The 24944-nt window shown below is 40.8% G+C and carries 24 protein-coding genes; 2 read left to right on the top strand and 22 right to left on the bottom strand.

Annotated elements, in window-relative coordinates:
* Positions 1-159 precede the first annotated feature (159 nt).
* The gene (locus tag Q0E08_RS06730) at positions 160-1122 is read left to right on the top strand and encodes a hypothetical protein (protein WP_294778256.1); all 963 of its coding nucleotides are present in this window, start codon (positions 160-162) and stop codon (positions 1120-1122) included.
* Between the two features lie 209 nt (positions 1123-1331).
* Here Q0E08_RS06730 and rpiB read toward each other — a convergent pair whose 3' ends face one another.
* Genes rpiB through Q0E08_RS06710 form a run of 4 tightly spaced genes read right to left on the bottom strand, consistent with a single transcriptional unit; the run spans position 1332 to position 4573 of the window.
* Entirely contained in the window at positions 1332-1784 is a 453-nt protein-coding gene (rpiB, locus tag Q0E08_RS06725; RefSeq protein WP_294778254.1) for a ribose 5-phosphate isomerase B, read from the bottom strand.
* An 11-nt stretch (positions 1785-1795) separates the two neighbouring features.
* Positions 1796-2467, bottom strand: coding sequence for a tRNA (adenosine(37)-N6)-threonylcarbamoyltransferase complex dimerization subunit type 1 TsaB (gene tsaB, locus Q0E08_RS06720; RefSeq protein ID WP_294778252.1), 672 nt, complete (start codon positions 2465-2467; stop codon positions 1796-1798).
* 1 nt (position 2468) lies between these two features.
* The gene (tsaE, locus tag Q0E08_RS06715) at positions 2469-2906 is read right to left on the bottom strand and encodes a tRNA (adenosine(37)-N6)-threonylcarbamoyltransferase complex ATPase subunit type 1 TsaE (RefSeq protein WP_294778250.1); all 438 of its coding nucleotides are present in this window, start codon (positions 2904-2906) and stop codon (positions 2469-2471) included.
* The gene (locus Q0E08_RS06710) at positions 2906-4573 is read right to left on the bottom strand and encodes a formate--tetrahydrofolate ligase (protein WP_294778248.1); all 1668 of its coding nucleotides are present in this window, start codon (positions 4571-4573) and stop codon (positions 2906-2908) included. Before Q0E08_RS06710 ends, tsaE begins: the two co-directional genes overlap by 1 nt.
* Before the next feature lie 139 nt (positions 4574-4712).
* Here Q0E08_RS06710 and Q0E08_RS06705 point away from each other — a divergent pair, with 139 nt between their 5' ends.
* Positions 4713-5894: an FtsW/RodA/SpoVE family cell cycle protein gene (locus Q0E08_RS06705; RefSeq protein ID WP_294778246.1), complete on the top strand. Its 1182-nt coding sequence runs from the start codon at positions 4713-4715 to the stop codon at positions 5892-5894.
* Between the two features lie 237 nt (positions 5895-6131).
* Here the strand turns inward: Q0E08_RS06705 and Q0E08_RS06700 are convergent, their stop codons facing one another.
* From Q0E08_RS06700 to Q0E08_RS06615, 18 genes are all read right to left on the bottom strand, one after another.
* Positions 6132-7472 (bottom strand): CCA tRNA nucleotidyltransferase, encoded by a 1341-nt coding sequence (locus tag Q0E08_RS06700; protein WP_294778244.1) that lies wholly within the window; start codon positions 7470-7472, stop codon positions 6132-6134.
* 1 nt (position 7473) lies between these two features.
* Positions 7474-7875 carry a hypothetical protein gene (locus tag Q0E08_RS06695; RefSeq protein ID WP_294778242.1) on the bottom strand — a complete coding sequence of 134 codons (402 nt, stop codon included), beginning with the start codon at positions 7873-7875 and terminating at the stop codon, positions 7474-7476.
* Positions 7876-7877: 2 nt separating this feature from the next.
* Positions 7878-10802, bottom strand: coding sequence for a glycoside hydrolase family 38 C-terminal domain-containing protein (locus tag Q0E08_RS06690; protein WP_294778240.1), 2925 nt, complete (start codon positions 10800-10802; stop codon positions 7878-7880).
* A gap of 12 nt (positions 10803-10814) precedes the next feature.
* Positions 10815-11057: a NifU family protein gene (locus Q0E08_RS06685; RefSeq protein ID WP_177665312.1), complete on the bottom strand. Its 243-nt coding sequence runs from the start codon at positions 11055-11057 to the stop codon at positions 10815-10817.
* An 8-nt stretch (positions 11058-11065) separates the two neighbouring features.
* A complete protein-coding gene (locus Q0E08_RS06680) occupies positions 11066-12712 on the bottom strand; it encodes a phospho-sugar mutase (RefSeq protein ID WP_294778238.1) in 1647 nt (548 codons plus the stop codon).
* Positions 12713-12836: 124 nt separating this feature from the next.
* Positions 12837-15401: an MFS transporter gene (locus tag Q0E08_RS06675; RefSeq protein WP_294778236.1), complete on the bottom strand. Its 2565-nt coding sequence runs from the start codon at positions 15399-15401 to the stop codon at positions 12837-12839.
* Between the two features lie 230 nt (positions 15402-15631).
* On the bottom strand, positions 15632-16339 hold the full coding sequence (locus Q0E08_RS06670) for an NAD-dependent protein deacylase (RefSeq protein ID WP_294778234.1): 708 nt from the start codon (positions 16337-16339) through the stop codon (positions 15632-15634).
* A 96-nt stretch (positions 16340-16435) separates the two neighbouring features.
* Positions 16436-17815 carry an alpha-L-fucosidase gene (locus Q0E08_RS06665; protein ID WP_294778232.1) on the bottom strand — a complete coding sequence of 460 codons (1380 nt, stop codon included), beginning with the start codon at positions 17813-17815 and terminating at the stop codon, positions 16436-16438.
* A gap of 132 nt (positions 17816-17947) precedes the next feature.
* Positions 17948-19585, bottom strand: coding sequence for a chaperonin GroEL (groL, locus tag Q0E08_RS06660; RefSeq protein ID WP_294778230.1), 1638 nt, complete (start codon positions 19583-19585; stop codon positions 17948-17950).
* 18 nt (positions 19586-19603) lie between these two features.
* Positions 19604-19876 (bottom strand): co-chaperone GroES, encoded by a 273-nt coding sequence (gene groES / locus Q0E08_RS06655; RefSeq protein WP_294778228.1) that lies wholly within the window; start codon positions 19874-19876, stop codon positions 19604-19606.
* Positions 19877-20109: 233 nt separating this feature from the next.
* Complete coding sequence (locus Q0E08_RS06650) at positions 20110-21225, bottom strand: class I SAM-dependent RNA methyltransferase (protein WP_294778226.1); 1116 nt, start codon at positions 21223-21225, stop codon at positions 20110-20112.
* Positions 21226-21289: 64 nt separating this feature from the next.
* A complete protein-coding gene (locus tag Q0E08_RS06645) occupies positions 21290-21598 on the bottom strand; it encodes a septum formation initiator family protein (RefSeq protein ID WP_294778224.1) in 309 nt (102 codons plus the stop codon).
* 70 nt (positions 21599-21668) lie between these two features.
* Positions 21669-21995, bottom strand: a complete 327-nt coding sequence (yabQ, locus tag Q0E08_RS06640) for a spore cortex biosynthesis protein YabQ (protein WP_294778222.1) — start codon at positions 21993-21995, stop codon at positions 21669-21671.
* Positions 21995-22267 carry a YabP/YqfC family sporulation protein gene (locus Q0E08_RS06635; RefSeq protein WP_294778220.1) on the bottom strand — a complete coding sequence of 91 codons (273 nt, stop codon included), beginning with the start codon at positions 22265-22267 and terminating at the stop codon, positions 21995-21997. The genes yabQ and Q0E08_RS06635 overlap by 1 nt, the downstream gene beginning before the upstream one ends.
* An 84-nt stretch (positions 22268-22351) precedes the next feature.
* On the bottom strand, positions 22352-22858 hold the full coding sequence (locus Q0E08_RS06630; RefSeq protein WP_294778218.1) for a Gx transporter family protein: 507 nt from the start codon (positions 22856-22858) through the stop codon (positions 22352-22354).
* 12 nt (positions 22859-22870) lie between these two features.
* Positions 22871-23239: a NusG domain II-containing protein gene (locus Q0E08_RS06625; protein WP_294778216.1), complete on the bottom strand. Its 369-nt coding sequence runs from the start codon at positions 23237-23239 to the stop codon at positions 22871-22873.
* Complete coding sequence (locus Q0E08_RS06620) at positions 23239-23805, bottom strand: FMN-binding protein (protein ID WP_294778213.1); 567 nt, start codon at positions 23803-23805, stop codon at positions 23239-23241. Before Q0E08_RS06620 ends, Q0E08_RS06625 begins: the two co-directional genes overlap by 1 nt.
* A gap of 5 nt (positions 23806-23810) precedes the next feature.
* The gene (locus Q0E08_RS06615; RefSeq protein WP_294778211.1) at positions 23811-24869 is read right to left on the bottom strand and encodes an FAD:protein FMN transferase; all 1059 of its coding nucleotides are present in this window, start codon (positions 24867-24869) and stop codon (positions 23811-23813) included.
* Between the last annotated feature and the right edge of the window lie 75 nt (positions 24870-24944).

The following is a 24944-nucleotide window of genomic DNA, read 5'->3' as shown; positions in this document are numbered from 1 at the left end:
TGTATTACATATTATACCAAACAAAATTATTAAGTTGTGAATTAATCGTAAACATTATTACCAAATTATAAATATTTGTTTTGAATTCATTGAGAGGTATTTACAAAAATGAGCAAATTAATTATAATTTAACTAAACAATTACACAAGAGGTGTTTAAATGAGAAAAGCAATAGCGGTAGTTCTTGCGACTACAATAGCGGTTTCTGTTGCAATGATAGGTTGCTCAAAATCCAAAAATGACGAAAAAACAGCTGCAACCACAGCGGTTGACGGATTGATAAACAACCAGGACAGCTTTGAAATTGCAGAAGAAGTTGTAACCGACAAAAACGGAGAAACGGTTACGGACAAAGACGGAAAACCTGTAACAACTCAGGTAATGTACAAGGAAACGACCGATAAAAAGGGCAACAAAATAACCGTTAAAGTTGACGACAACGGCGAAATTGTTACCGACAAGCATAAGAATCCGGTTACGGTAGCAACCACAACAAAGAAAAACAATTCAAACAATTCAAACAATTCGGGCGGTTCAAACAAAACCACAATCGTTACTCTTCCTGAAGAATCAACAACGGAAATCACAACGGTTGACCCATCCAAAGACATAGTGCCAAAAATTGACGACAGCACAAAAAGTGCCTCTTTTACCGAAGACGAAATAAAAGTTATTGAAGCTATGCTTGATGTTCCAGGTATCTACTCTTCAAACTACGAAAACTCAAGCGGTGTTCCGCTTGAAGCAGCAAAACACGCTGCTGTGTGGATGGCTCAAAGAGAAAACCTCAACACAAAGACATACGCATCTGGTACAATAGTTCTCGGACTTTTTAAATACTTTGGACAAACTGTTGTTAACTTCAAAAACGAATGCGGAAGCAACAGTTCAATTACATACAATTCCGAAAACGATACTTTCACCATTCCGGGTGCGGAAAACGAAAAGCAAAAAGTAAGCATTACAAAGGTTGAAGAATATTCTCAAAAGAATAACAACAACTACTATAAAATTACCGCAAGTGTTTCGGGTTGCGACAAATCAAGCGTTGTGGCTGTCATTCAAAAGAACAGGCTTGACAGCTCGCTCGGTTTCAGTATCAAAGCGATGAGATGGTCATAAACTAAACAAACATAAAACCCCGTAGTTTCAATGAAGCTACGGGGTTGTTTTTTATAACGAAATGCCGAAGGTTATTCCTTTTATTTTCTCAGTCGTCATAAAGTACGACAGCTTTACTGCGTAGACGCCCCCTTTTGTCTGCGTTGCAGACATTTCCCCCGATTAACGGGGGAATCACCTTACATAAGAGGAGCCTAAAAAGGTTTGAATTAATATAATTTTTCGCCGTTTTCGATAGCTGTAATTTGGTCAATTCTTGTTTGATGGCGGCCGCCCTCAAACTTTGTGTTGATAAACACATCAACGAGTTCAAGTGCTGTGCCCTCACCGATTACACGGGCACCCATGCAAAGGCAGTTTGCATCGTTGTGAAGTCGAGTGAACTTTGCACTGAAATAATCGCTGCAACAGCAAGCTCTGATACCCTTTACCTTATTTGCCGCCATAGAAATGCCAACACCCGTGCCGCAACAAAGAATTGCCATATCGGCTTCACCAGCAGACACCTTATCACATGCGATTTGAGCCGAAACGGCATAATCAAATCTTTCCGGAGAATAACAACCCACATCGATATAGTCAATCCCCTTTTCTTCAAAATGAGCACGAACAGCCTCTTTAAGAGGAAAACCTGCGTGGTCCGAACCTAAAACTATTGTCATAATTATTCTCCTTATCTTTTTAATTTTAATTTCAATTCTCTTTCGGCTTGGCTCTGTCTTAAATAAACAGGCATAAGTGCCTTTGGAGAGATTGCATTTTTATTTTTTGCCGCCTTGGCAACGCCTATGGCATTTTGATAAATTCTGTCATCATCGGCAAGAGAGCAATTCTCAAGTTCGATATTTCGGAAGCAGAGATTTGCTCCGTCACCGGCGATAATAACCTTATCGTACTGTTTAAGCTCGTTTCGTAAATCTTCGATAGAAATTGCCCTATCATCACAAAGACGCTCAACCTTACCGTTTTGAACTCTGAACAAAGCATTATAGAACTGCATCCTTCTTGCATCCATAACAGCACAAACAACAGCATTTTCATCAACAAAATTATACGCTATTGCCTCCAATGTTGAAACGGAATAACACGGAATATCATCATTAAACGCAAGGCCTTTGACGGTTGCGACGCCGATACGAACACCTGTAAACGAACCCGGACCTGCTGTAATTGCAATTCCGTCAAGTTCGCTGTATTTATAACCGTCCATAACTCTTGTAATCATAGGAAGCAATGTTTCGCTATGAGTGAGCCCCGAATTTACAAATTCACTTTTTATAATTTCATCGCCGTCAGTCAAAGCAACGGAAGCTGTGACGGCACTTGAATCCATTGATAAAAGCATATCAATCCTCGATATAATCTGATTTTGATTTGAAAATAAACCTACGGGTATTTTCATCAATTTTTTCTATTTCTATAATAACGGCATCATCGGGCAGAGCACCAAAAATATTTTCGCTCCACTCGGCAAGGATATAGGCATCCGTTTCGAGGTAATCGAAAAAGCCTGTGGAATAAAGGTCATCCCAGCTTTCAACCCTATACATATCAAAGTGATAAACCCTTGCATTTTTGCCGATATAATCATTACATATGGCAAAGGTTGGTGAGGACACATCGGCATTGATGCCAAGTCCTTTTACAAAACCCGTTGTAAAAGCTGTTTTGCCCATACCGAGTCCGCCGACAAAGCCAATCACACTGCCTTTTGGCAATGTTTTGGCATAATCGCTCGCCATAGCAAGCGTTTCTTCATAGCTATGAGTAACAATCTCTTTCATCAGAAAAGACCTACCGTATTGCCGTTTTCATCAATATCAATTCTGTAAGCGGCAGGAGATTTTGAAAGTCCCGGCATTGTCATAATTGAACCTGTTTGACAAACGATGAAGCCGGCACCGTTTGAAAGAGAAGCCGAAGAAACGGTTATTCTGAAGTTTTCCGGCTTACCGAGAAGCTTTGGATTATCCGATAAACTGTACTGTGTTTTTGCCATACAAACAGGCATTTTATCGGCACCGAGTTTAACAAATTCATCAATAGCCGTCTTTGCTTCTTTTGTATAATCTACGCCGTCTGCACCGTAAATCTCTTTTGCTATGGTTTCGATTTTTTCATAAACAGGCATATCAAGGTCATAAAGGCAATGGAAGTTATTTTCCTTTTCGCAAGCCTCAACAACCTTTTGAGCAAGCTCAGTTCCGCCCTTGCCACCCTCGGCAAAGCATTTGGTTACTGCAAAATCAGCGCCTTTTTCCTTGCAATACTGCTCGATATAATCAATTTCTGCCTGGGTATCGGCATAGAAATGATTGATTGCAACAACAACGGGAACGCCGAATTTTTTAAGGTTATCGATATGAGCACCGAGGTTTACGCTACCCTTTTTGAGTGCTTCAAGATTTTCTTCCTTGAGGTCATCCTTTGCAACGCCGCCGTTATATTTCATTGAACGAACGGTTGAAACCAAAACAACGCAAGACGGAGCTAAGCCGGCAAAACGGCACTTAATATCCATAAACTTTTCAGCACCGAGATCAGAGCCGAAACCTGCTTCGGTAATTGTATAATCCGCAAGTTTGAGTGCTGTTTTTGTGGCACGAACGGAATTACAGCCGTGTGCAATATTTGCAAACGGACCGCCGTGCATAATTGCAGGCGTATTTTCAAGAGTTTGAATAAGATTTGGCTTGATAGCCTCCTTGAGGAGAACAGTCATTGCTCCGTTTGCCTTGATGTCCTTGCAATAAACAGGCTGACCGTCAAATGTGTAAGCAACAAGAATATTGCCGAGTCTTTCTCTCAAATCAAACAAATCGGAGGCAAGGCAAAGAATCGCCATAACCTCGCTTGCAACAGTGATGCAAAAATGGTCCTCACGAGGAATACCGTTGAGTTTGCCGCCAAGCGAATTGATAATATTACGAAGTGCACGGTCGTTCATATCGAGGCAACGCTTAACCTGAATTCTTCTTGGGTCAATATTGAGTTCATTACCCTGCTGAATAGAATTGTCAAGCATTGCACACATCAAGTTGTTTGCCGATGTGATTGCGTGCATATCGCCTGTGAAGTGAAGATTGATATCCTCCATAGGCACAACCTGCGAATATCCGCCGCCTGCCGCACCGCCTTTGATGCCAAAGACAGGACCGAGTGACGGCTCACGAAGTGCGATAATAGCTTTTTTGCCGATTTGACTCATAGCTTCGCCGAGGCCGATAGAAACCGTTGTTTTGCCCTCACCTGCCGGAGTGGGATTTACAGCGGTTACGAGAATAAGTTTGCCGTCCTTTTTATCCTTTAATCTTTCCATAACAGAATCGGAAATTTTTGCTTTATAGTGACCGTAAGGGTCTATTTCATCAGACGAAATGCCGAGAGAAGCGGCAATTTCGTTAATATCCTTCATTTTTGCGTTTTGAGCAATTTCAATATCTGTGAGCATAATAATCTCTCCATATGTATTAGTGCAATATATTATAACACATATTGTAAAACATTCCAACATAAAAATTTATTATTTATATTGAAAAATAGGAGAATACATAATATAATAAATATATTACTGCGAAAGGAGGAGTGCGATGGCAACTTTAGCAGTTGACTCCGGCAGATTAAAACGGAGAAATTCAATATGGAACATGATTAAAGGCACGGACTTTTTAACTATGTTTACGGCACTTGCGGCATCAATCTACGGACTTATGCTTGTGTACAGTGCATCGTATTCTTCACTTTCAGGCGGAAAAGTTATATCAAGTGATGTAAGGTCAATGCTTGTTTCGATTATAATCGGCTTTGTTATTTCTATTGCAGTTTCAAACATCGACTATGATGTTATATCAAAGTTGTGGCCGATTGTCGCCGCCGGTTGTGTCGGGCTGATGATATTTACTTTTTTCTTCGGTGTTGCACCCGAATCACGACCCGATTCAAAATGCTGGATTGACCTCAAAGTCTTTTATTTTCAACCGTCAGAACTGATGAAAGTAGGATTTATTATTTCGTTTTCCTACCATCTTGATTTGGTCAGAGATAAAATAAATAAGCTGAAAACGATTATTCCGCTTGTAATCCACGGTGCAATTCCTGTCGGTCTTGTACTGCTTACGGGTGACGCAGGCTCGGCACTTATTTTCCTCGTTATGTTCATCGGTATGCTGTTCCTGTCAAGAGTTAATATCGGATACTTCATTGCAGGTTTTTGTGCGATATTCGTTGGTTTTGCGGTTGCTTGGAAAGTGGGTATAATTGACGGTATTCAAAGGCAGAGAATCGTTGCTTTGTTCTACCCTGAACAATACGCAGACGCTATGTATCAGCAAATAAACGGCAAAATCGCAATGGGTTCGGGCGGACTTTTCGGGCAAGGCTTTTTGCACGGAAATATGACGCAAAGCGGTGCGGTTCCTGTTAACGAAAGCGATATGGTGCTTACCGTTGCAGGTGAAGAATTTGGATTTGTGGGCACAATGGCTGCCCTGCTGATTTTGTTCTTCCTTGTTTTGAGAGTTATCAAAATCGCTATGAATGCAAGAGATAATGTTGGATACCTGATGTGCGGAGGCATTGCAGTTATGCTGTTTGCACAGATACTTGTAAATGTCGGCATGGAACTGTCGCTTTTGCCGTGTATCGGTATCACGCTCCCTTTATTCTCGGCAGGCGGTTCAAGTTCGTTGTGTATTTATTTGGCACTCGGAATTGAATATTCGGTGTACAGATTTTCACGGACACCGAGAGAAACATTGTTCTATACAAAATAAAAATGACTCTACGATATTTCGGTATCGTAGAGTTTTTGTTTGTGCTTGTATGTCTGTGTTCGTCTGAGGGAGGATAATATCCTCCCCTACGGGTGTCAAGCGTTGCTTTTTATGTCTGAAAGAGTTTGACGAATTAGCCTGCGGGAGGATGATATCCTCCCCTACGGGTATTAAGCGTTGTTAACCCCTCAGTCTGCATACAAGATGCAGACAGCTCCCCTTGCGACAAGAGGAGCCTTAATCAGTTAATGATTTATCAATATCAGCCTGACGAATTAGTTTTTCTTTTGTATTACAATTAGGGTCGCCCGATACGATTTTTACAAGAAAATCGAGTTCTTCTGCGATTTCGTGGCCTTGATAGCCGAGTGCAATCAAATCCTTACCGGTAATTGCAAGGTCGCTCACCCGATACGGCTCACCCGATGCGATAACCTGTGCGGTGATCTCTCTGATTTTGTAAAGAGTATCAATTTCCTCCTGTGCATAGGTGAGATTATGCGTTGAAAGGTCGGCAATTTTCAAATCTATATAATCAAAAATCATATTCTCGCCGAAAACACGAAGCCATTTTTTGATATTCTTATGCTTTGTTGTGATGTGGTCATCGTGATATTTTACAAGCATTGTGACCTTGTTGAAAACATCGTTGCTGACCTTTAGCCTTTTGAGAACCGTTGCGGTTATTTTTTCACCCTCAAAGCCATGGAATTTAAAATGGTCGTTGCCGTTTTCGTCCGTTGTTTTGGTTTGCGGCTTTGCTATATCGTGAAAAAGAAGTGCAAGACGAATATAGTCCTTTTTCGGTGCAACCGCAACCGATTTTGTAATATGGGTGTAAACATCATAAATATGCCATTTGCTAACCTGCCGGCAATCAAAAGTCGGCACAAGTTCGGGAATAATCACGCCGATTACATCCTTGTATTCCAGCAAAACACGCTCACAATTTTTGCCCATTAGAAGTTTAACGAGCTCAACATAAATACGCTCAACAGCAATATTTTTCAGTAATTCTTTATTATCGTGCACGGCTTTTGCAGTGTGTTCTTCAACATCAAAACCGAGAACAGAAGCAAAGCGAATACAACGCATAATTCGGAGTGCATCTTCTTCAAACCTTTTGTTCGGATTGCCGACGGCACGAATAATCTTGTTTTTTATATCATCAACACCGCCGAAGCAATCAACAAAACCGACCGTGTCGTTATATGCAATTGCGTTCATAGTGAAGTCACGGCGGGCAAGGTCAAGCCTAACATCATCAACGAACTTAACGCTGTCGGGGTGGCGGTTATCGGCATACTTGCCCTCGGTACGAAATGTGGTTATCTCATACGGAATGTGTTTAACAAGTGCCGTAACCGTGCCGTGCTTTATGCCTGTTTCTATAAACTTTATGCCGTTGTTTGCCAAAATCCGCTCTGTCTGCTCAGGAGTGGCAGATGTGGTTATGTCAATATCTTTTTCGGCAACGCCCATAAGAGCATCACGGACACAACCGCCCACAGCGTAGGCAGAGTGACCGTTTTGCTCAAACAGAGATATTAACATTTTTGCGTCATTTGGCAAATTCATATCATTTTGTGTCCTGTAAATATAGTTTTACCGCGGAATGCTTATTGTATTTTTCAAGCTCCTCAAGTGCTGTTTGCACTTCTTCATCGGTAAAAGGCGGTTGTTCTTCGGGATAATCCCATTTGTCAAACGGATTTGCCTTTGTGCAAAGCATTTTACCGTCTATAAGCACCCACGGATACGCAAGAATTTTACGCTTATTTTTTACATAAATCAGCGTACCTTTTGTGCCGTTTGAAATATTTTTAAAATAGTGCAGTTTATCGGCACTTTTCATAATTATTCTTATCTGCTGGTCATAAGGCATATTTTTTAGTTGGTGCTTATTGACAATCGGGAATACTATTACTCCGAGAACAATAATCACGGCAACAACAATGCCTACTGTTAACGAAGTCGGCATAATCAAACTCCCAATGTTATAATTTCAAACGGTGAATACTTGATTGTATCGGTTTCGCCGATTTTCTCTTCAAGCATATTGAGGAGTTTAACGGTTCTGTCGAGTTTAATTTCACCTCTTGTACCGTTTTGCTCGGACAATCTGACAACAGTCATATCGCCGTCCTCAGACTTTTTAACAGCCTGAAGATAAAGCGGTTCAAATGTAGGCAAATTCCACTCAACATCAGCCTTTACAAGCGGCACATTGTATTGAAGTGCAATCTTGTTTATATCGGCAGAAACAGCGTCACCGCTATGAGGCATAATCATATAGCAAAAATCATGCTCGCCCATATCGGAAGTTACATCCGGGCGGATTGTTGCACGAAGAAGCGAAAGACTCATTGTATTTTCATCAAAACCCACGCCGTACTTACCCTCGTTGATAAGGGAAATACCCGCACCTGTTTCCGACATATCGCACCACTTGTGATGACAGGTTTCAAACCTTGCCTGCTGCCACGAAGTATTTTTATTGGTTTCTCTCTCGATAAAGCCTGCCGATGTGTCACAAAGTGCCTTGCGTGTGAGGATATTTGAAGTGAATTCAACCTTTGCAAGTCTGTGCTTTTCGTGCCAAGAAACCTGATTTTCAACCTCTATTCCCCTGCTTTGACGGAAGAAACGAACAAGCATTGTCCACGAAGATTTTTCCGTTGACAAAACGGTTTTGAGAGTTACGCACTCGCCGTCCTGCTCGCAAATTGCAAGCGGTTCGTCAACCTTGATTTCGATTTGCTTATCTTTATAGTTAGGGAGAATATCCCAAGCGTCGTAGTTACCCGGATTGTCGGTATAAATCTTTAATTTATTGAAGTCACCGTCTGTCCATTCTCTGCAAAGTTCGTTGTCAAAAAGTGATGAGAAAGAGCCGTCGGAATTGAGGCTTGCGGTATAAAACGGTGTTGTAATTGTGCCGTTTTCATAAGTAAACCAATCATCGCTGTGCTTTGCGGCACGCAAGGTCTTTGACGAAAGTGCAGAAATTGACGGAACAAGCCAATTTCCCTTTGCTCCGTGACGGGTTGCAGAGCCGTTTTTATTTGGCACAAAAGCAAGTGCATTTCTCTCAAAATTGAGGGTATTGAAGTACTTTGAGCCTGTGCCGATGATTTCATCAAGAGCAGTTTCAATTTCGGTATAATCAGCCATTGCGTCCTCATAAACAGGGTGAATATGAGAACCCGGGAGAATGTCGTGGAACTGATTGACAAGGAACTTTTTGTACAGTTCGGTGATTTGACCTTGATTATCCTCACCTCGAAGAACAGATAGCATTTCGGCAGTTCTGAATTTGAATTCAAGCTGTCTGTTTTTTTGCTTCAAGTTACTTTTTGTGGTAAACGTGCCACGGTGCATTTCAAGGTATAGTTCGCCGTCCCAAGTTTGAAGATTTTTATTATCTTTAAGGTTCTTTTCAAGAAATTCTGCGCCGCCCATATGCTCGCATTTTGGCATAACGGAAAGTTTGTCAAAGCGGTGCATAAGCTCAATCATTTCTTCGGTACAGCCCGAACCGCCGTCACCGTAACCGAACATATTCATAGTTTGACCGCCTTGGTCCTTATCTATATAAGCCTCCCAGTTTTCCTGAATTTGAGAAGGTGCATTCCAAGTAATAAAATGGGTAGGCGGAACACAGGCATAAACGCTGCTGCCGTCAATACCCTTCCATATAAAGTTATTATGAGGAAAACGATTTGTATCGTTCCAAGTTGACATTTTGTTTGAAACAAAGTAATCAACACCGCTCTTTTTAAGGATTTGCGGCATAATCCAGCTGTTGCCGAAAACATCAGGCAACCAAGCGTTGTTGACATATTTGCCGAACATTCGCTTATAAGTTTTTTGACCGTAAAGGCATTGACGGATAAGACTTTCGGCAGACGGAATATTACAATCCGGTTCAACATACATTGCACCGACAGGCTCAAACTGACCGTTTTTAACCTTTTGCTGAAGTTCCTTAAATACATCGGGATAATACTTTTCAAGTGTTTCGTACACATACGGTTGAGTGTGAGTGTACTTAAAATCAGGATATTTATCCATAAGGCGAAGCTGAATGAGCACAGTACGCAAATTCTTTTGAACAGCGTGAATTCTACGCCAATAATATGCAATGTCAAGGTGAGAGTGTGCGATAAGTGCGACATCACCCGTGCCCTTATAAGTGTCGTTTGCGTAGATAACCTCGTCTACATATTTCTTAGCTTCCGTAACGCCTGTAAGCTCATCACTGTCAAAATCAATGAAGTTCATAGCGTTGTTAAGTTCACGATTAAGAAAATCACGGTAATCCTCATTAAACAAATCGGATTTTGCAATATCCAAAAGAAGTTCAAAATCCCATACCAAGTCCTGAACTTCGTGATTAACCGTGCAAATATATGCACCCTCAAAAATCTGACGGCAGCCGCGAACCGAAAGACTTTCGGGATTACGCTCATCATCAGGCTTTGAGCGGTTATAGCCCATCATATCAAAATGAAGCGTTTTTGTATCGTCAACATAAGGAGAAAGGAGCATTCTCTCTCTGTTAGGGTCTACGCCGCCGACATATTTGCCGTTGACTTTAACACAGATTTCCGCAGCGGTTTTGAGCGAAAGCCAAAGTTCCTTGCCCTGAAGTTCCTTTGGAATATCAACATCAGCCTTGATAAATGCCGTGCCGTCAGGGGTAAAATACATATCGCCCTTTTGAAGCGGTCTGTATTCATCGCTGTAATATTCAAACTCCATTTCGGACACCTGACGGGCATCCTTAATCATCAAATTTGTGATTTCCCACTTTGAGGAATAAATATGTCTTTTGAGCCAACCGAAACGCAAATCGGTCCACTCTTCGGGACGCATAGAGCGTCGAACAACCTTTATATGTGCCATAGTGCGTCCTCCTTACACATCCTGAAAATACGGTTTTTTGCGAATTGCGGTAATGTTAACCGTCTTTTTGCAATCTCTTTTGATTTCTTCCTTTATCCAAGCAACGCATCTGTCAAGGATAAGGCATTTTGAACATTCGCCCCTGAATATAACGGTAAGTTCGTTGCCGTCAAGAGAAACAAACTCTATCCAGCCGCCGTCACCCTGAATTTTAGGTTGAAGGACATTTTCTATATATTTCTGTACTCTATCCATAGTTACCTCTACGCATTTATTATTGATGAAATTGTTTGTCTTATTTCTTCAAGGCGAGCCTTTGCATTGCTCTTATCGGGGTCTACGATTGAATAGTAAACCTTGATTTTTGGCTCTGTACCGCTTGGGCGAACTGCCATCCACGAACCGTCCGTGAAAATATACTTGAGCACATTTTCCTTTGGCAAATCACGGATACCGTCCTTGAAGTCAACGATTTCCTTAATATCAGGCAAAAGGTTTTTGCCCTTTTCTCTAAATGTCACCATAAGATTTTGAATTTTATCGGCACCGTCCTTACCTTTAAGCACAAAGCTGTCGAGATAATCAAGATAGTAGCCGTATTCGTCATAAATATCATTAAGGCCGTCAACAAGGGTTTTGCCTTGATTTTTGTACCAAGCCGCCATTTCGCAAACAAGCATTGAAGAAACAACGCCGTCCTTATCCCTTGCGTGAGTGCCGACGAGATAACCGTATGATTCCTCGTAGCCGATAACAAATTCCTTATCGCCCGTTTCCTCATACTTATTGATTTTATCACCGATGTACTTAAAGCCTGTTAAGGTTTCATCAACCTGCAAGCCGAACTTTCTGCCGATATTTGCTCCGAGTTCGGAAGTTACAATAGTTTTTACGAGAGTTGATTTTGAATTAAGGCTGTCCTTATTCATAGTCAACACAAAGTTGACGAGAAGTGCACCCGTTTGGTTACCTGTTAAAAGAACATACTCGCCGTTGTGTTTTACGGCAACGCCTACTCTGTCGCAATCCGGGTCTGTACCGAGAACGATGTCGGCATCCTTTTCTTTGGCAAGTTCAATGCCGAGGGTCAATGCCTTTCTGTCCTCGGGATTTGGAGAAACAACCGTCGGGAAATTACCGTCCGGTTTTTCCTGCTCGGAAACGATATAAACCGTTTTGCCCTCGAGCACTTTACGAACAGGAAGATTGCCGGTGCCGTGAAGCGGAGTGTAAACAATCTTTAATTCGCTTTGCTCATTATAAAGCGACTGAGTTTTTACAGCCTTGATAAACTCATCAAAAAGCTCCTCATAAACGCATACAATCATACCGTCGGCAATATATTCTTCAATAGTTTTCACTTCGTTATACACAGATGAATAATCGTCAATAGCATTGATGTATGAGAGCACTTCTTTTGCATCATCGGTGCAAAGCTGACAGCCGGTGTTGTCGTAAGCCTTATAACCGTTATATTCCTTTGGATTATGAGATGCAGTAATCATTACACCTGCGTTGCAATGCAAATATCTTGTTGCAAACGAAAGCATAGGAACGGGAACAATTTTGGCATAAGCATAAACCTTAATGCCCTGAGAAGCAAAAACTCTTGCACTATCCCACTCAAACGCACCTGAATTAAGACGGGAATCGCATGCAATGGCAACGCTGATTTCACCGTTATACTTATCCTTCAAATATTTGGCAAATCCGAGTGACGCCCTGCCTACCGTATACGAATTCATTCGATTTGTTCCTGCACCCATAATACCGCGAAGTCCGCCCGTGCCGAATTCCAAATCTTTATAAAATCTATCCTCTATTTCCTTTTCATCGGTGACAGATTCAAGTTCTTTTTTTGTATTTTCATCAAAAGTAAGCCACAAATTATATTTTTCTTTATTATTCATAATGTCCTCCATACCTGTTTGCTGTTAAATCTGCACTTTAATTAACGGCAAATACAAACTTAACAGGCTTATTATACAACAAAAGAGGTAGACAGGTCTACCTCTTTTTTGCATTAATAATAAATTATTTATTCTTTTTAGCGGCTTTCTTAGCAGCCTTTTCTGCCTTGCGGCGTTCAAGTTCTGCCTTTTCTTCTTCAAGACGCTTTGCTTCTTCTTCAGCTTCTGCCTTTTCTGCAATTGCTACATTTTCCTTAGCGATATCATACTGAGCAGCGATTTCGTCAAAGTGAGAGAAGTTTTCCTGCTGAGTCAAGCACTTTTTAGCATCAACATACGGCTTTGCGGCACGGTTGAACTGTGCGTGCTTATCCATTTCTGCCTTTGAAAGTTTGCGAACTTCCTTACGCTCTTCGGAATACTTTTTAATTTCTGCTTTAAGTCTTGAAACTTCTGCAGAATCCTTATCTTTTCTTGCAATATGGCTGAGTTTTGCAAGTTCTTCAATCTTTTCGTCAAGCTCGTCTTCCTTATTGAAATACTGTTCAATAGTTTCAAAGCCGAGTTCCTTGAATTCATTAACAGAACCGAAGTACTTGTTATAAGCCTTAACAGCCGAAATTTGAGTTTTTGCAAGTTCGATATAGAACTTTCTGATTTCTTTTTCTTCTTCGGTGTTCTTTGGCATAGCCTTTGCCTGTGCAAGCTGTGACTTTGCTTCTTCAAGAGAAGTATTTTTGATACCGTCAAGACCTGCTTCATAAATCTTATTGTAAGCTTCAAGCTTATGCTTGCCGAGTTCGGAATTAAATTTGTTAAGCTCATCTACAACGAACTTTGAAACTTCAATTTCTTCGTTAAATTCAAGAGCTTCTCTGTATGCTTTTTTAGCTGCTTTACGCTCTGCCTTGTCGGATATGCCCTTATATGATGACTTATCAACAACCTTTGGTGTTGCAACTGCCATTTCCTTGGCGTTGTTAACAAGGTCAATCATTTCAACAATATCCTTATCCTTCATAGCGTTGTTGCCATAGTCCTCGAATACGGCACGAACCTTAAGAACACGAACATATGACTTTTGCTTCTTTTCTGTTAAATCGTAGAAGAAGAACGGAATAACATTGAGTGTTGCACCTACAGCGGCAACAAGAACCAAAACACGAAGAAGCGGCAACAAAATACCGTCTACATTATAAAGAGCCGATGATGGGTTTGTGAAATTGTTTTGACCGCTTGCAAGTTGGTCTGAAAGCATTTGACCGATTGTTTGCTGTGAACCCGGAAGAATTCTTGACATAAGTCCGGAATCACCTGTAACTTTTTGTGCCATAACAGCGGTCATACCGTATTTTTCCTGAAGTGCAGGAAGAACACCGGCAGTAATAAGAGTAATAACACTGCCGATAGCGGCAACTGCTGCGAACATACCGTCGATACGCTCACCTGTCTTGTACTGCTGATAGTCACGAATATCGGCTTGAATTGATGGGTTAAGAATATGAGCAAACGCACCGACAATACCGTTGAGGTAAAGACATGCAAGAACTGCCCAAATTACATAGTTTCTTATGTTACCGTCCGAACCGGCAGAACTGTGGAAGAACGGATACATACAAAGAATGAACATAATGTTGAAAAGGTTTGTAACAATCTGAACCTTTTTCTTACCCCATTTTCTGATACAAAGCGGAGCAAGGAGCATACCCCAAAGGGAGGCGTTGCCGTAGACGGCGGTTATGATTGCATATGTACCCTGCGAGCAGGCACCGCCGTAGTTACAAAGCCAATAAAGAATGTTGGAATACGCTGTTTCAAGGAAGCCGATCCATGTAGCAAGCGAAATAATCCAGAAATACTTGTTCTTTGCAACTTCACGAAGTGCGTCTGTAAATTTAATCTGAATAACGTGAGTTTTAGCCTGAATAATCTTTTCCTGAGTGTTTGCGTAAACAATAAATACAAGAAGTGTACCGATAACACCGATAACAGGGAAAGCAATTCTGTAAACCTTAATATCTGTTTGGTTTGTCTTAAGCATTGCAGCAATAAGAGGAATGATAAGGTTATATACGGTTGGACCGAACGAATAAATTACACTCTTAATTGATGCTACATCGGCACGTTCCTGTGAGTTTGGAGAAAGTACATGAATAAGGTTTTCATAAGCATCATAGAAGAAGTTGTAGAAGAATTGAAGTGCAATGTTAAATGCAAGAATAACCGCACACTTTGCGATATATTCACTGCTCTTACCAAACACTTGACCGTCACCGACAACAAGGTGAAGTTTGTCATACGGGAACCATACCATTGCTACAAATATAATTGAGCAAGGGATACCCATTCTTAACAGATAAGGTCGATACTTACCTGCTTTGTTACGGGTATTATCTACGATATTGGCACGAAGACCCGTAAGCGGAATACCCGACAAAATTGCGATAACGTACATAATGTACATATCGGTAAGACCGATACCGATTGTACCGGACAAGAATACGTTTGTAGCACCCAAAATACAAGGGTAGCTCATACAAACGATTAAATAAGCACCTATACCGCCGAAGGCGTATGAGGCAATTTCCTTAAAGGACATATATCTGCCCTTTGCAGGCTTTTTCCAGTAATATTTAACTTGATCAAGCAAGCCTTTAACTTTACCGGAAAGCTGTGTTTTTTCAGCCATATAAATTTACTCCTTTACAAATACTTCCATTATGATAACACATCTTGTAAATAAATACAAGAAAATAAAATAAAAAGTAAAAAATTTATACAAGTTGAATATTTTATGTAAAAAAATGAGAAAACAAAAGATAATTTTGATGTATAACCAAAATATAAAAGCAATTTATAGAAGCGAACGATATTCGCTGCGGGAAGATAATATCTTCCCCTACGGTTCTATAAGGTCGGTTAAACATTGATTGCAGATAAAACCTTGCCAACCTTGTCGTGAATAACCAAATCAGCCATTGAATCGGCAGGAGTAGGGTCACGATTGATGAGAACAAAATATTTGCCGCAAAAATATCTGATAAATCCTGCAGCGGGATAAACATTTAGAGAAGTACCGGCAACAATCAGGCAATCCGCATTTTTTATAGCATTAATTGCTCCGCTTACGGTATTATCGTCAAGACCTTCCTCATAAAGCACAACATCGGGTTTAATAATTCCACCGCAATTGCATTTCGGAACACCCTTACTGCTTTTAATATATTCGGCATTATAAAACTTATGACAGCTTGTACAGTAATTTCTGTGCACGCTTCCATGAAGTTCAAACACATTTTTACTGCCTGCCTTTTGATGAAGTCCGTCGATATTCTGTGTTACAACAGCCGATAACTTACCTGCTTTTTCAAGTTCGGCAAGTTTTAAATGAGCGGCATTCGGCTCAGCATCAAGTGCAAGCATTTTATCTCTGTAAAAATCATAAAAGTATTCGGTGTGAGCATTAAAGAAAGTATGGCTCAAAATTTCCTCGGGCGGATAATCATATTTTTGATTGTACAAACCGTCTACGGAACGAAAATCGGGTATACCGCTTTCGGTAGACACACCTGCACCGCCGAAAAAGACTATATTATTGCTTTCGTTAATTATTTGTTGAAGTTGCATTGATATAACTCCTTTGATAACCTACAAAATATTATTTTTTCCGCACAAAGTGCAAACGGCTCCCTTTACATAAGAGAGCCGTCGATAACGAATGTTTTATTCATAGAATCCGATTTGCTTGATGTGCGGAGTTGAACGGCTTTGACGGATAACAAGAACTGCACCGGTTGCCTTTTTGTTAAGCTTAACGATTTTCTTTGCACCGACGATAGTGCCCTGATAAGCACGCTTGTAACCGCCGTTAGGCTTTTTAAGATAAAGGTCGAATTTTTCTATTCTCTGCGAACAGGTCAAATCTTCGCTGATTACAAAATATTTAAGCTTCTTTGCGGAATCAAAGTTAAATTCAAGATAGCCTTGATCTTGTTTGAGTTCGCCGATTTTCTGCTCCAAAACAGGATTTTCTGTAATACCGTTGATTTTTTCACCGAGAGCTTTAAGTGCTCTTACATCCTTTGAACAGATAACACCCTTATCCGTTGGCGGAACATTAAGAAGAAGGGTACAGTTGTTACCGACAGATTTGAGATAAATATTGAAAAGTCGTCTTGCACTTTTAACGGTTTTGTCATCCTTTTTATGATAGAACCAACCCTTACGGATTGAAACATCAACCTCGGCAGGATACCAAGAAAGAAACGCATTGCTCTTGAGAATTTTTCTTGAGCCCAAATCCTCATCCATAGTATCTACCTTTTGAAGTCTTGCGGCATCACCCTCTGCATTTTGGCTGTTCTTTTCAATAGCTTCGCATTGTTTGAGAGAAGCCGGAACAACGGAATATTCATTTTTTCTTGCCTTACCGGCTTCGTTACCTACCCAGCGAATATCCTCACCGCAGATAGCAATATTTGCATTGGGTTGCATTGTGCGGATAAGTTTGTAATATCTTTGCCAATCGTATGTAAAGGCTTTTGCGTTTGCACCCTTTGCACCGTCAAACCAAACCTCGAAAAGTTCGCCGTAATTACCGCAAAGTTCGGTAAGCTGACGAATAAAATAATCGTTGTACTGCTCTGTGCCGTAAGTCGGCTCGTGCATATCCCACGGTGAAAGATAGACACCGAATTCAATACCCTGCTTGTGGCATTCATCCGACACAGCTTTTACAATGTCCTTGCCCATAGGGCTGTTCATAACATTAAAATCGGTTGTACCGGTATTCCAAAGACAGAAGCCGTCATGGTGCTTGCAGGTGAGGATAACGCCTGTCATACCTGCCGCCTTAACGGTTTTTACCCATTGTTCCGGCTTAATTTTTGTAATATCGAAATTCGAAGCGACTTCGCTTCCGCAACCCCACTCTCTGTCATTAGCCGTGTTCATACCAAAATGGAAAAAGCCATAAAAAGGCTTGTCCTGAAGTCTTACCTGACTCGGAGTAGGCACAACGGAAATATATCTCTGTACTTCTTCATCATTAATGGCAAAGCCGTTGTTGTCGGTTGTCCAGTTTTTATCAAGTTTCATATTCATAGCAATATACCACCATAATTGATTTTATACTCTTTAACTATACCATTATTTTAACAATTCGTCAACAAAAAAACTCCCTTGGGCGAACCCAAGAGAGTCTGAAAACATATGGAGTAAATTTGGTTAATTTAATTAATACATACCGCCCTGTGATGCTGCTGCCATAGCTGCTGCCTGTGCCGCATCTGCCTGAGGGTCTTTGATATCCGTTACAAGTGATTCTGTTGTGAGAACCATTGAGGCAACGGAAGCGGCATTTTGAAGTGCGGAACGGGTAACCTTTGCAGGGTCTACGATACCGTTTTCAATCATATCAACATATTCGCCTGTTGCAAAGTTGCAACCTGTGCCGGCAGGGCTGTTCTTAATCTTATCAACGATTACGGAACCTTCCTCACCTGCGTTTGCGGCGATTTGACGAACAGGTTCTTCAAGAGCCTTAAGAACAATGTTTACGCCTGTCTTGTAATCTGCATCGTCTGTATCAAGAAGCGCCTGTGCGGCAGGAATAGCGTTGATAAGAGCAACACCGCCACCCGGTACAATACCCTCTTCAACTGCTGCCTTTGTAGCCGCGAGAGCGTCCTCGATACGGAGCTTCTTTTCTTTCATTTCTGTTTCGGTAGCGGCACCAACCTTAATAACTGCTACACCGCCTGCCATCTTTGCAAGTCTTTCCTGAAGTTTTTCTCTGTCAAAATCAGAAGTTGAATTTTCAATAGCCGTTTTGATTTGAGAAGTTCTTGCCTTGATGTCGTCGCTGTTGCCGGCACCGTCAACGATAATAGTATTTTCCTTTGTAACCTTAACCTGACGAGCCTGACCGAGCATAGCCATAGTTGTATCCTTAAGTTCAAGACCGAGGTCGGAAGTGATTACCTGACCGCCTGTAAGGATTGCGATATCCTGAAGCATATCCTTTCTTCTGTCGCCAAAGCCCGGAGCTTTTACACATACGCAAGTGAATGTGCCACGAAGTTTGTTAAGAAGGATTGTTTGAAGAGCCTCGCCCTCAACATCTTCCGCAACGATAACAAGTTTTTTGCCTGCTTTGAGAACACTCTCAAGAAGAGGAAGAATATCCTGAACTGTTGAAATTTTCTTGTCTGTGATAAGGAGCATTGCGTCATCGATTACAGCTTCCATCTTATCGGTATCCGTTACCATATAAGGTGAAATATAGCCACGGTCAAATTGCATACCGTCTACAACCTCGCAAGTTGTTTCGGCTGTTTTTGACTCCTCGATTGTGATAACGCCGTCGGCAGTTACCTTTTCCATAGCTTCGGCGATAAGAGAGCCTACATATTCATCGGCAGCCGAAACCGTTGCAACTCTTGCGATGTCGGCATTGTCCTTTACTGCACGGCTTTGAGCCTTTACAGAATCAACAACTGCATCAACAGCACCCTTGATACCGTTTTTAACGGTCATTGGGTTTGCACCTGCGGCAACATTCTTCATACCCTCTCTGACAAGAGCCTGAGCAAGAAGCGTTGCTGTTGTTGTGCCGTCACCTGCATCATCATTTGTCTTTGATGAAACTTCCTTTACGAGCTGTGCGCCCATATTTTCAAACGGGTTTTCAAGTTCGATTTCTTTTGCGATTGTAACGCCGTCGTTTGTGATGAGCGGTGAACCGTATTTTTTATCAAGAACTACATTTCTGCCCTTAGGGCCGAGTGTAATCTTTACTGTGTTTGCAAGTTTGTCAATACCTGCCTGAAGAGCCTTGCGGGCCTCTTCGCCATAAATTATATCTTTTGCCATAGCTTAATCCCTCCTGAATTATTCTACTACTGCGAGAACTTCTTTAATATCGGTAATGGTGTATTCCTCACCGTCAACCTTTACCTGTGTTCCCGAATACTTACTGATAATAACCTTGTCGCCGACTTTAACGGTCATAGGATTTTTTTCTGTGCCCGGACCTACTGCAACAACCTCGCTAACCTCCGGCTTTTCCTGTGCGGAAGCGGCAAGAATAAGACCCGATGCAGTTGTTTCCTCAGCCTTTACTTGTTTGAGCAGAACTCTGTCTGCAAGTGGCTTAATAGTCATAATATATCACCTCATTAAAAATTTCCTTTTATGTATTAGCACTCTTTATCTTTGAGTGCTAATATATATTTTAGCAATTTTTTCAAAAATGTCAATAGGGTTCATAAATTATTTAAAAAATATACGATGTTTAGAACATATTATACTTCAAGCATAAATAAAAAGCAGGCGAAAATCGTCACACGACCAAACAAAATGACTTCCCTTGATAGCAAGAGAAGTCGAAATAATTATTATTTAAAAAACATATAGTATTGGCACTTAATCATACCGTTATACAGTTTACGGCGTTTATCGGCTTTTCTGCCAAAGCACTTTTCAAATTCCTCATCAGGAGAGATGATGCCGTAACTCCAACCGTGCCTGCGAACAAACTTTTCGCCCATAACACGATACAGCTTTTCGGCAGTGCGAATATCAAGCATTCTTTCGCCGTAAGGAGGATTTGTGATAAGTGTGCCCTTTTCGGTTGTCGGATTAAACTTTGCCACATCACAAACGGAAGCACGAATAAACTTGTCCACCTTAATATTTTTCGCATTCTTTTCGGTAAGTTCAATTGCGTGCGGGTCAATATCAGAACCGAAAGCGACAAAATCGGTATCGGTTTTAATCAAATCGTGACAGCGTTCTCGCTCGCTCATCCAAACAGATTCGGGAACAAAGCCCCAACGGTCAACATCAAAGTTGCGATTAATACCCGGTGCGATATTATTTGCAAGCATTGCACCCTCAATAAGAATCGTTCCGCTTCCGCAGCACGGGTCATACATTGTGTGATAGTGGCGAAGCTGAGAGAGTCGGCACATTGCGGCGGCAAGAGTTTCTCTGATAGGAGCGTCATTGCCGACAGGGCGATAGCCTCTTTTGTGAAGTCCCCTGCCCGATGTGTCGAGCATAATTGTAACTTCATCCTTCATAATTGAAAACTGAATTTGATGGATGGGTCCGCTTTCTTCAAACCAATTAATATGATAATCTTCTTTTAAAGATTCAACTATTGCCTTTTTAATTATCTTTTGACAATCGGGAACGGAATGAAGCGTGGAATTAATCGAAAAGCCTTTTACGGGAAACTCATCGGCAGAACCGATAAATTCGCTCCACGGCAAAGCCTTAACGGCTTGAAACAACTCTTCAAATGTTACCGCGGTAAACTTATCAACAACGATAAGAATACGCTCGGCATACCTTGACCAAATATTTGCACGGGCAAGGATGGTTTCGTCGCCGTCAAAAAACACCCTGCCGTTTTGAGCACATACATTTTGTGCGTCCATAGATTTTAAGTCATCCGCTACCAATCCCTCAATTCCGAGGAGGCAGGTAGCAACCATTTTCATCATCATATTTTTACACCTTTTGCTACACATAAAAACAAGGTGGCGTAACATCTACCACCTTGCATTGATTTTATTTACTTGATGAGATGTCGTAATAAACAACCTCTCCGTCTTTTACATATCCTTTTTCACGAGCCTTTTGCTCGATATATTCATCTTTATTATCCGAATTGAGGATTGACTTGACTTTTTTGTTTTCATCAATCTGTTGCTCATACTTTGTGTTAAGTTCCTGAGATTCGGTTTTAAGTCGGCTAATATCAGCCGCATTTGAAATAAGGCAAAAAGAGCAATATCCTACAGTCGCCACAATAACAGCAATAACAAAACCGAGAATTACATTTTTCTTACTTTTAATTTTATTACTCTTTGCTTTCACAGCGAACTCCTCCTACCCAAATCTTACTTATATATTATATTATAATCGGGTAATAAATTGCAATAGTTTTTTAAAACTTTTTTAACCTTTTTGTAAAAGATTTTCGTTTTATCGATAATTTGTTCGCTATTTTATTTTCAAGATTGCGAAAAAGCCTGTGCACCGTCACTTGATAAGCAAAAAATCCGAGTGCGGCGATAAAAAAATGATAGAATCTAAAACCGTTTTCGCCAAAGCCGATAACGAAGCAAAAGAACGCCACGGCAAAAGAAAGCATCATAACAGCATCAAGAACGAATGACACAATCCGTAATGAAATAAGTTTTTCCAAAAATGTAACCGCCGAATAAACAAATGAGCACACAGCACCGAGTGCGGCAAACGAAAGTAACATCATCAGGAAAACAACCGCCTGAATGTGCTTTTCTTTGAACCGTCATTGATGTAAATCAAGGCTGTGATTTTACCGTTGACTTTTAATGTTCCGCAAGACAAATCAAGTTCCTCAATATGCAATTTTTCGCCTTTTATCGTGAGTGCACCGTAATCGGTTTTTGCCTGTATTTCTTCTTCATTGAACGCATCAACATCCGTTACACCGTCAAGAGTGGCACACTCTCTGTTTTTGACCGTAAAAGAATGGTCTTTTTTATTTTCATATTCATTCATAATTATCCCTCAAACAATAATATGAACGACAATCGGTAAATATGCAAAACGGGACGGGCAAGCCCGTCCCCTACGAAATTCATTTTATTTTTTGATTTTATTAATTCGGTCAATAACCAATTTTGAAGCAAAGCCCATAACAAGCCCGGTAACCATACCGGCCACAAGGAGAACAGGCAGATAGTACGCAATTCTGACCGTACTCGTAAGCACAACGGCAACAATCAACTGTCCTATATTGTGCATTATTCCGCCGAGCATACTCACGCCGACAACCGACAATTTGGTGTTTTTTGTTAATGTCATCACAAGCCAACTCAAAAAACAACCCACAAGGCTGTATGCAATAGTCATCGGATTGCCAAACAGCAGACCCGACAAAAGCACACGAAGTATGCCGATGATAATCGCATCAACAGGCTTCATCATATACAATGCAAACACAACAACTATATTTGCAAAACCGAGCTTAACGCCGGGAATAGGTATAAGCGCATTTACAGGAATGAACGATTCAAGATAGCTGAAAACCAAAGCAAGTGCTGTCAACATACCGTAAAAGGCAATATTTTTTACTTTATTATTTTTCATACAAAGCTCCGACTATGCCACGGCATCAATTTCGTCATCTGCCGATTTTTCATCTGTAACGGTAACGACAAATTTATGCGGCAGGCATATAATTGACTCGCCCGACCTGTTTACGGATTTATGATTTACACAAATGCCGTCGGGGCAATTTGCCTCGGTAACGCTTGCCTTACCGTCCTTGATAACAAGAGTATTGGTTTCGCCGTCAAAATTATATTGCTTTTCAAAATCTTCATCAAGACTTAGGGTGTCAACAATTTTGCCGTCTTTTTCAACCTCAACATATTTTCCGCTGTCACCGTTGACATAATAAAGGTAAAAGCAAAGCACGCTTGCAACGGCAAGCACAACGGCAACAATAATCAAATCAGCCTTTTTCATTATTCAACCAAAAATGTTTTTACATACTCTGCGGCATTGTCAACACCGTCAATAACAGCCTGTGAAGAAATTGTGCTTTTGGCGATAACATCTATCTTGGAGCCTTTTTCGATAGAATTTGAAGAAGATACCGGAAGTTTTTTATCGGTGAATTGATTTTTAAAATCATCTGTTGCGATGCGAACACCGAGATATTCGGTTTCTTCCTGCTTGATAATATCAATACCGCAAACAACCTTACCGTCCGCTGTTACGGTTGTTGCCATTTCAATAGGAACTTCGGCATTGTAGCCTGTTGTTGTACCTTTGATAACATATGCAACAACATTGTTTTGACTGTCAAACGCTCTTTCAACTCCTGTTACGCCGAGCTCGTTTTCCTGAACTGCGGCAGGAATTGTCTTTGCGATTGTAAAGCCGACATCCACGCTCTCGTTGTTCTTTTTGTCAACGGCATTTTTAATTGCGATTGAGCCGAAAACAACGGCAACGCTGATAACAAGCATAATGATTAATGAAATAATTTGTTTTGTTGATTTTGGATTGTAATGAGCCTTCTGTTTCATTTTATCTACTCCGTTTCGTTGTCTATATACTGATTAAACCCGTTTGAAAAGGTTTTATTAAACTTTTTATCAACCCACACGGCTTCTATACCGTCGAGGCTGTCAACAAGTTTTTTGCCATCGGCAATCGTCATATTGAAAAGTGCCGTTGACATTGCGTCACCGAACGACGAATCCTTGCAAATAACCGACACGCTTGCCATATACTCGCTCGGCATAAGCGTTTCGGGATTAATTATGTGGCAATATTTTTTGCCGTCTACCGTATAATACCGCTGATAATCACCGCTTGTAACTATACATTCATCGGTAATATTAAGTTTAAGCAAATAATCATCTGCCGAAGTATCGGGATTTTCTATACCGATAGTCCACTTTGTTTTGCCGTCGTCATTTTTGTAACCGAAAGTTGAAACATTGCCTCCGATTGAAATAGCGGCACTTGTCCACAAATTAGCCTTTGCCCATTCTGTAATTTGCTCAACGGCATATCCCTTTGCGATTGCACCGACATCAAGTTTCATATCGGGGTCTTTGAAATATACGGTATTATTGTTTGTATCGATAACAAGATTATCAATATCAGTATGTTTGGCTGCCTCTTTAAGCTTTGACATATCGGGAAGTTTTGCATCATCCGGATTGGCAATGCCGTATTCCCTCTCATTATGCCACAGAGTAAGGACAGAGCCCATACAGATGTTCATTTTACCCTCGGTAGTGTTATATATTTCTTTGCCGTAAAGGAGCATACCGATAATTTTTTTATCTACCTTAACAGGTGAATCGGCAGCGGTTTTGTTGACATCATACAGATTTGTAATGCCGTCATAATGATTATAAATATCAAACAGTTCATCATATGTTTTGAGTTCGTCATAAAACTGTTGATACTTACGGTCGAATTCCTCCTGACTGTTATCATAAGCAATAACTGTTGAAGCGGTATCGAACAAATCAAGAAATGACGCTTTATATTTTTCTTTTGATTTGGCATTGTTGGTGCAAGATGCAAAAGCAAATGCAACAGTTAACGCCAAAAACAATGACAGTATTTTTTTCATAAATATAATTATAACAGATTGGGTATTTTAATTCAACAGGAATAATATACAAATAAATAAAAGCGGAATTCAAAA

The organism is uncultured Eubacterium sp., from assembly GCF_934561735.1.
Lineage (GTDB): Bacteria > Bacillota > Clostridia > Oscillospirales > Acutalibacteraceae > Eubacterium_R.
This window is presented reverse-complemented; position numbering and strand designations above follow the sequence as displayed.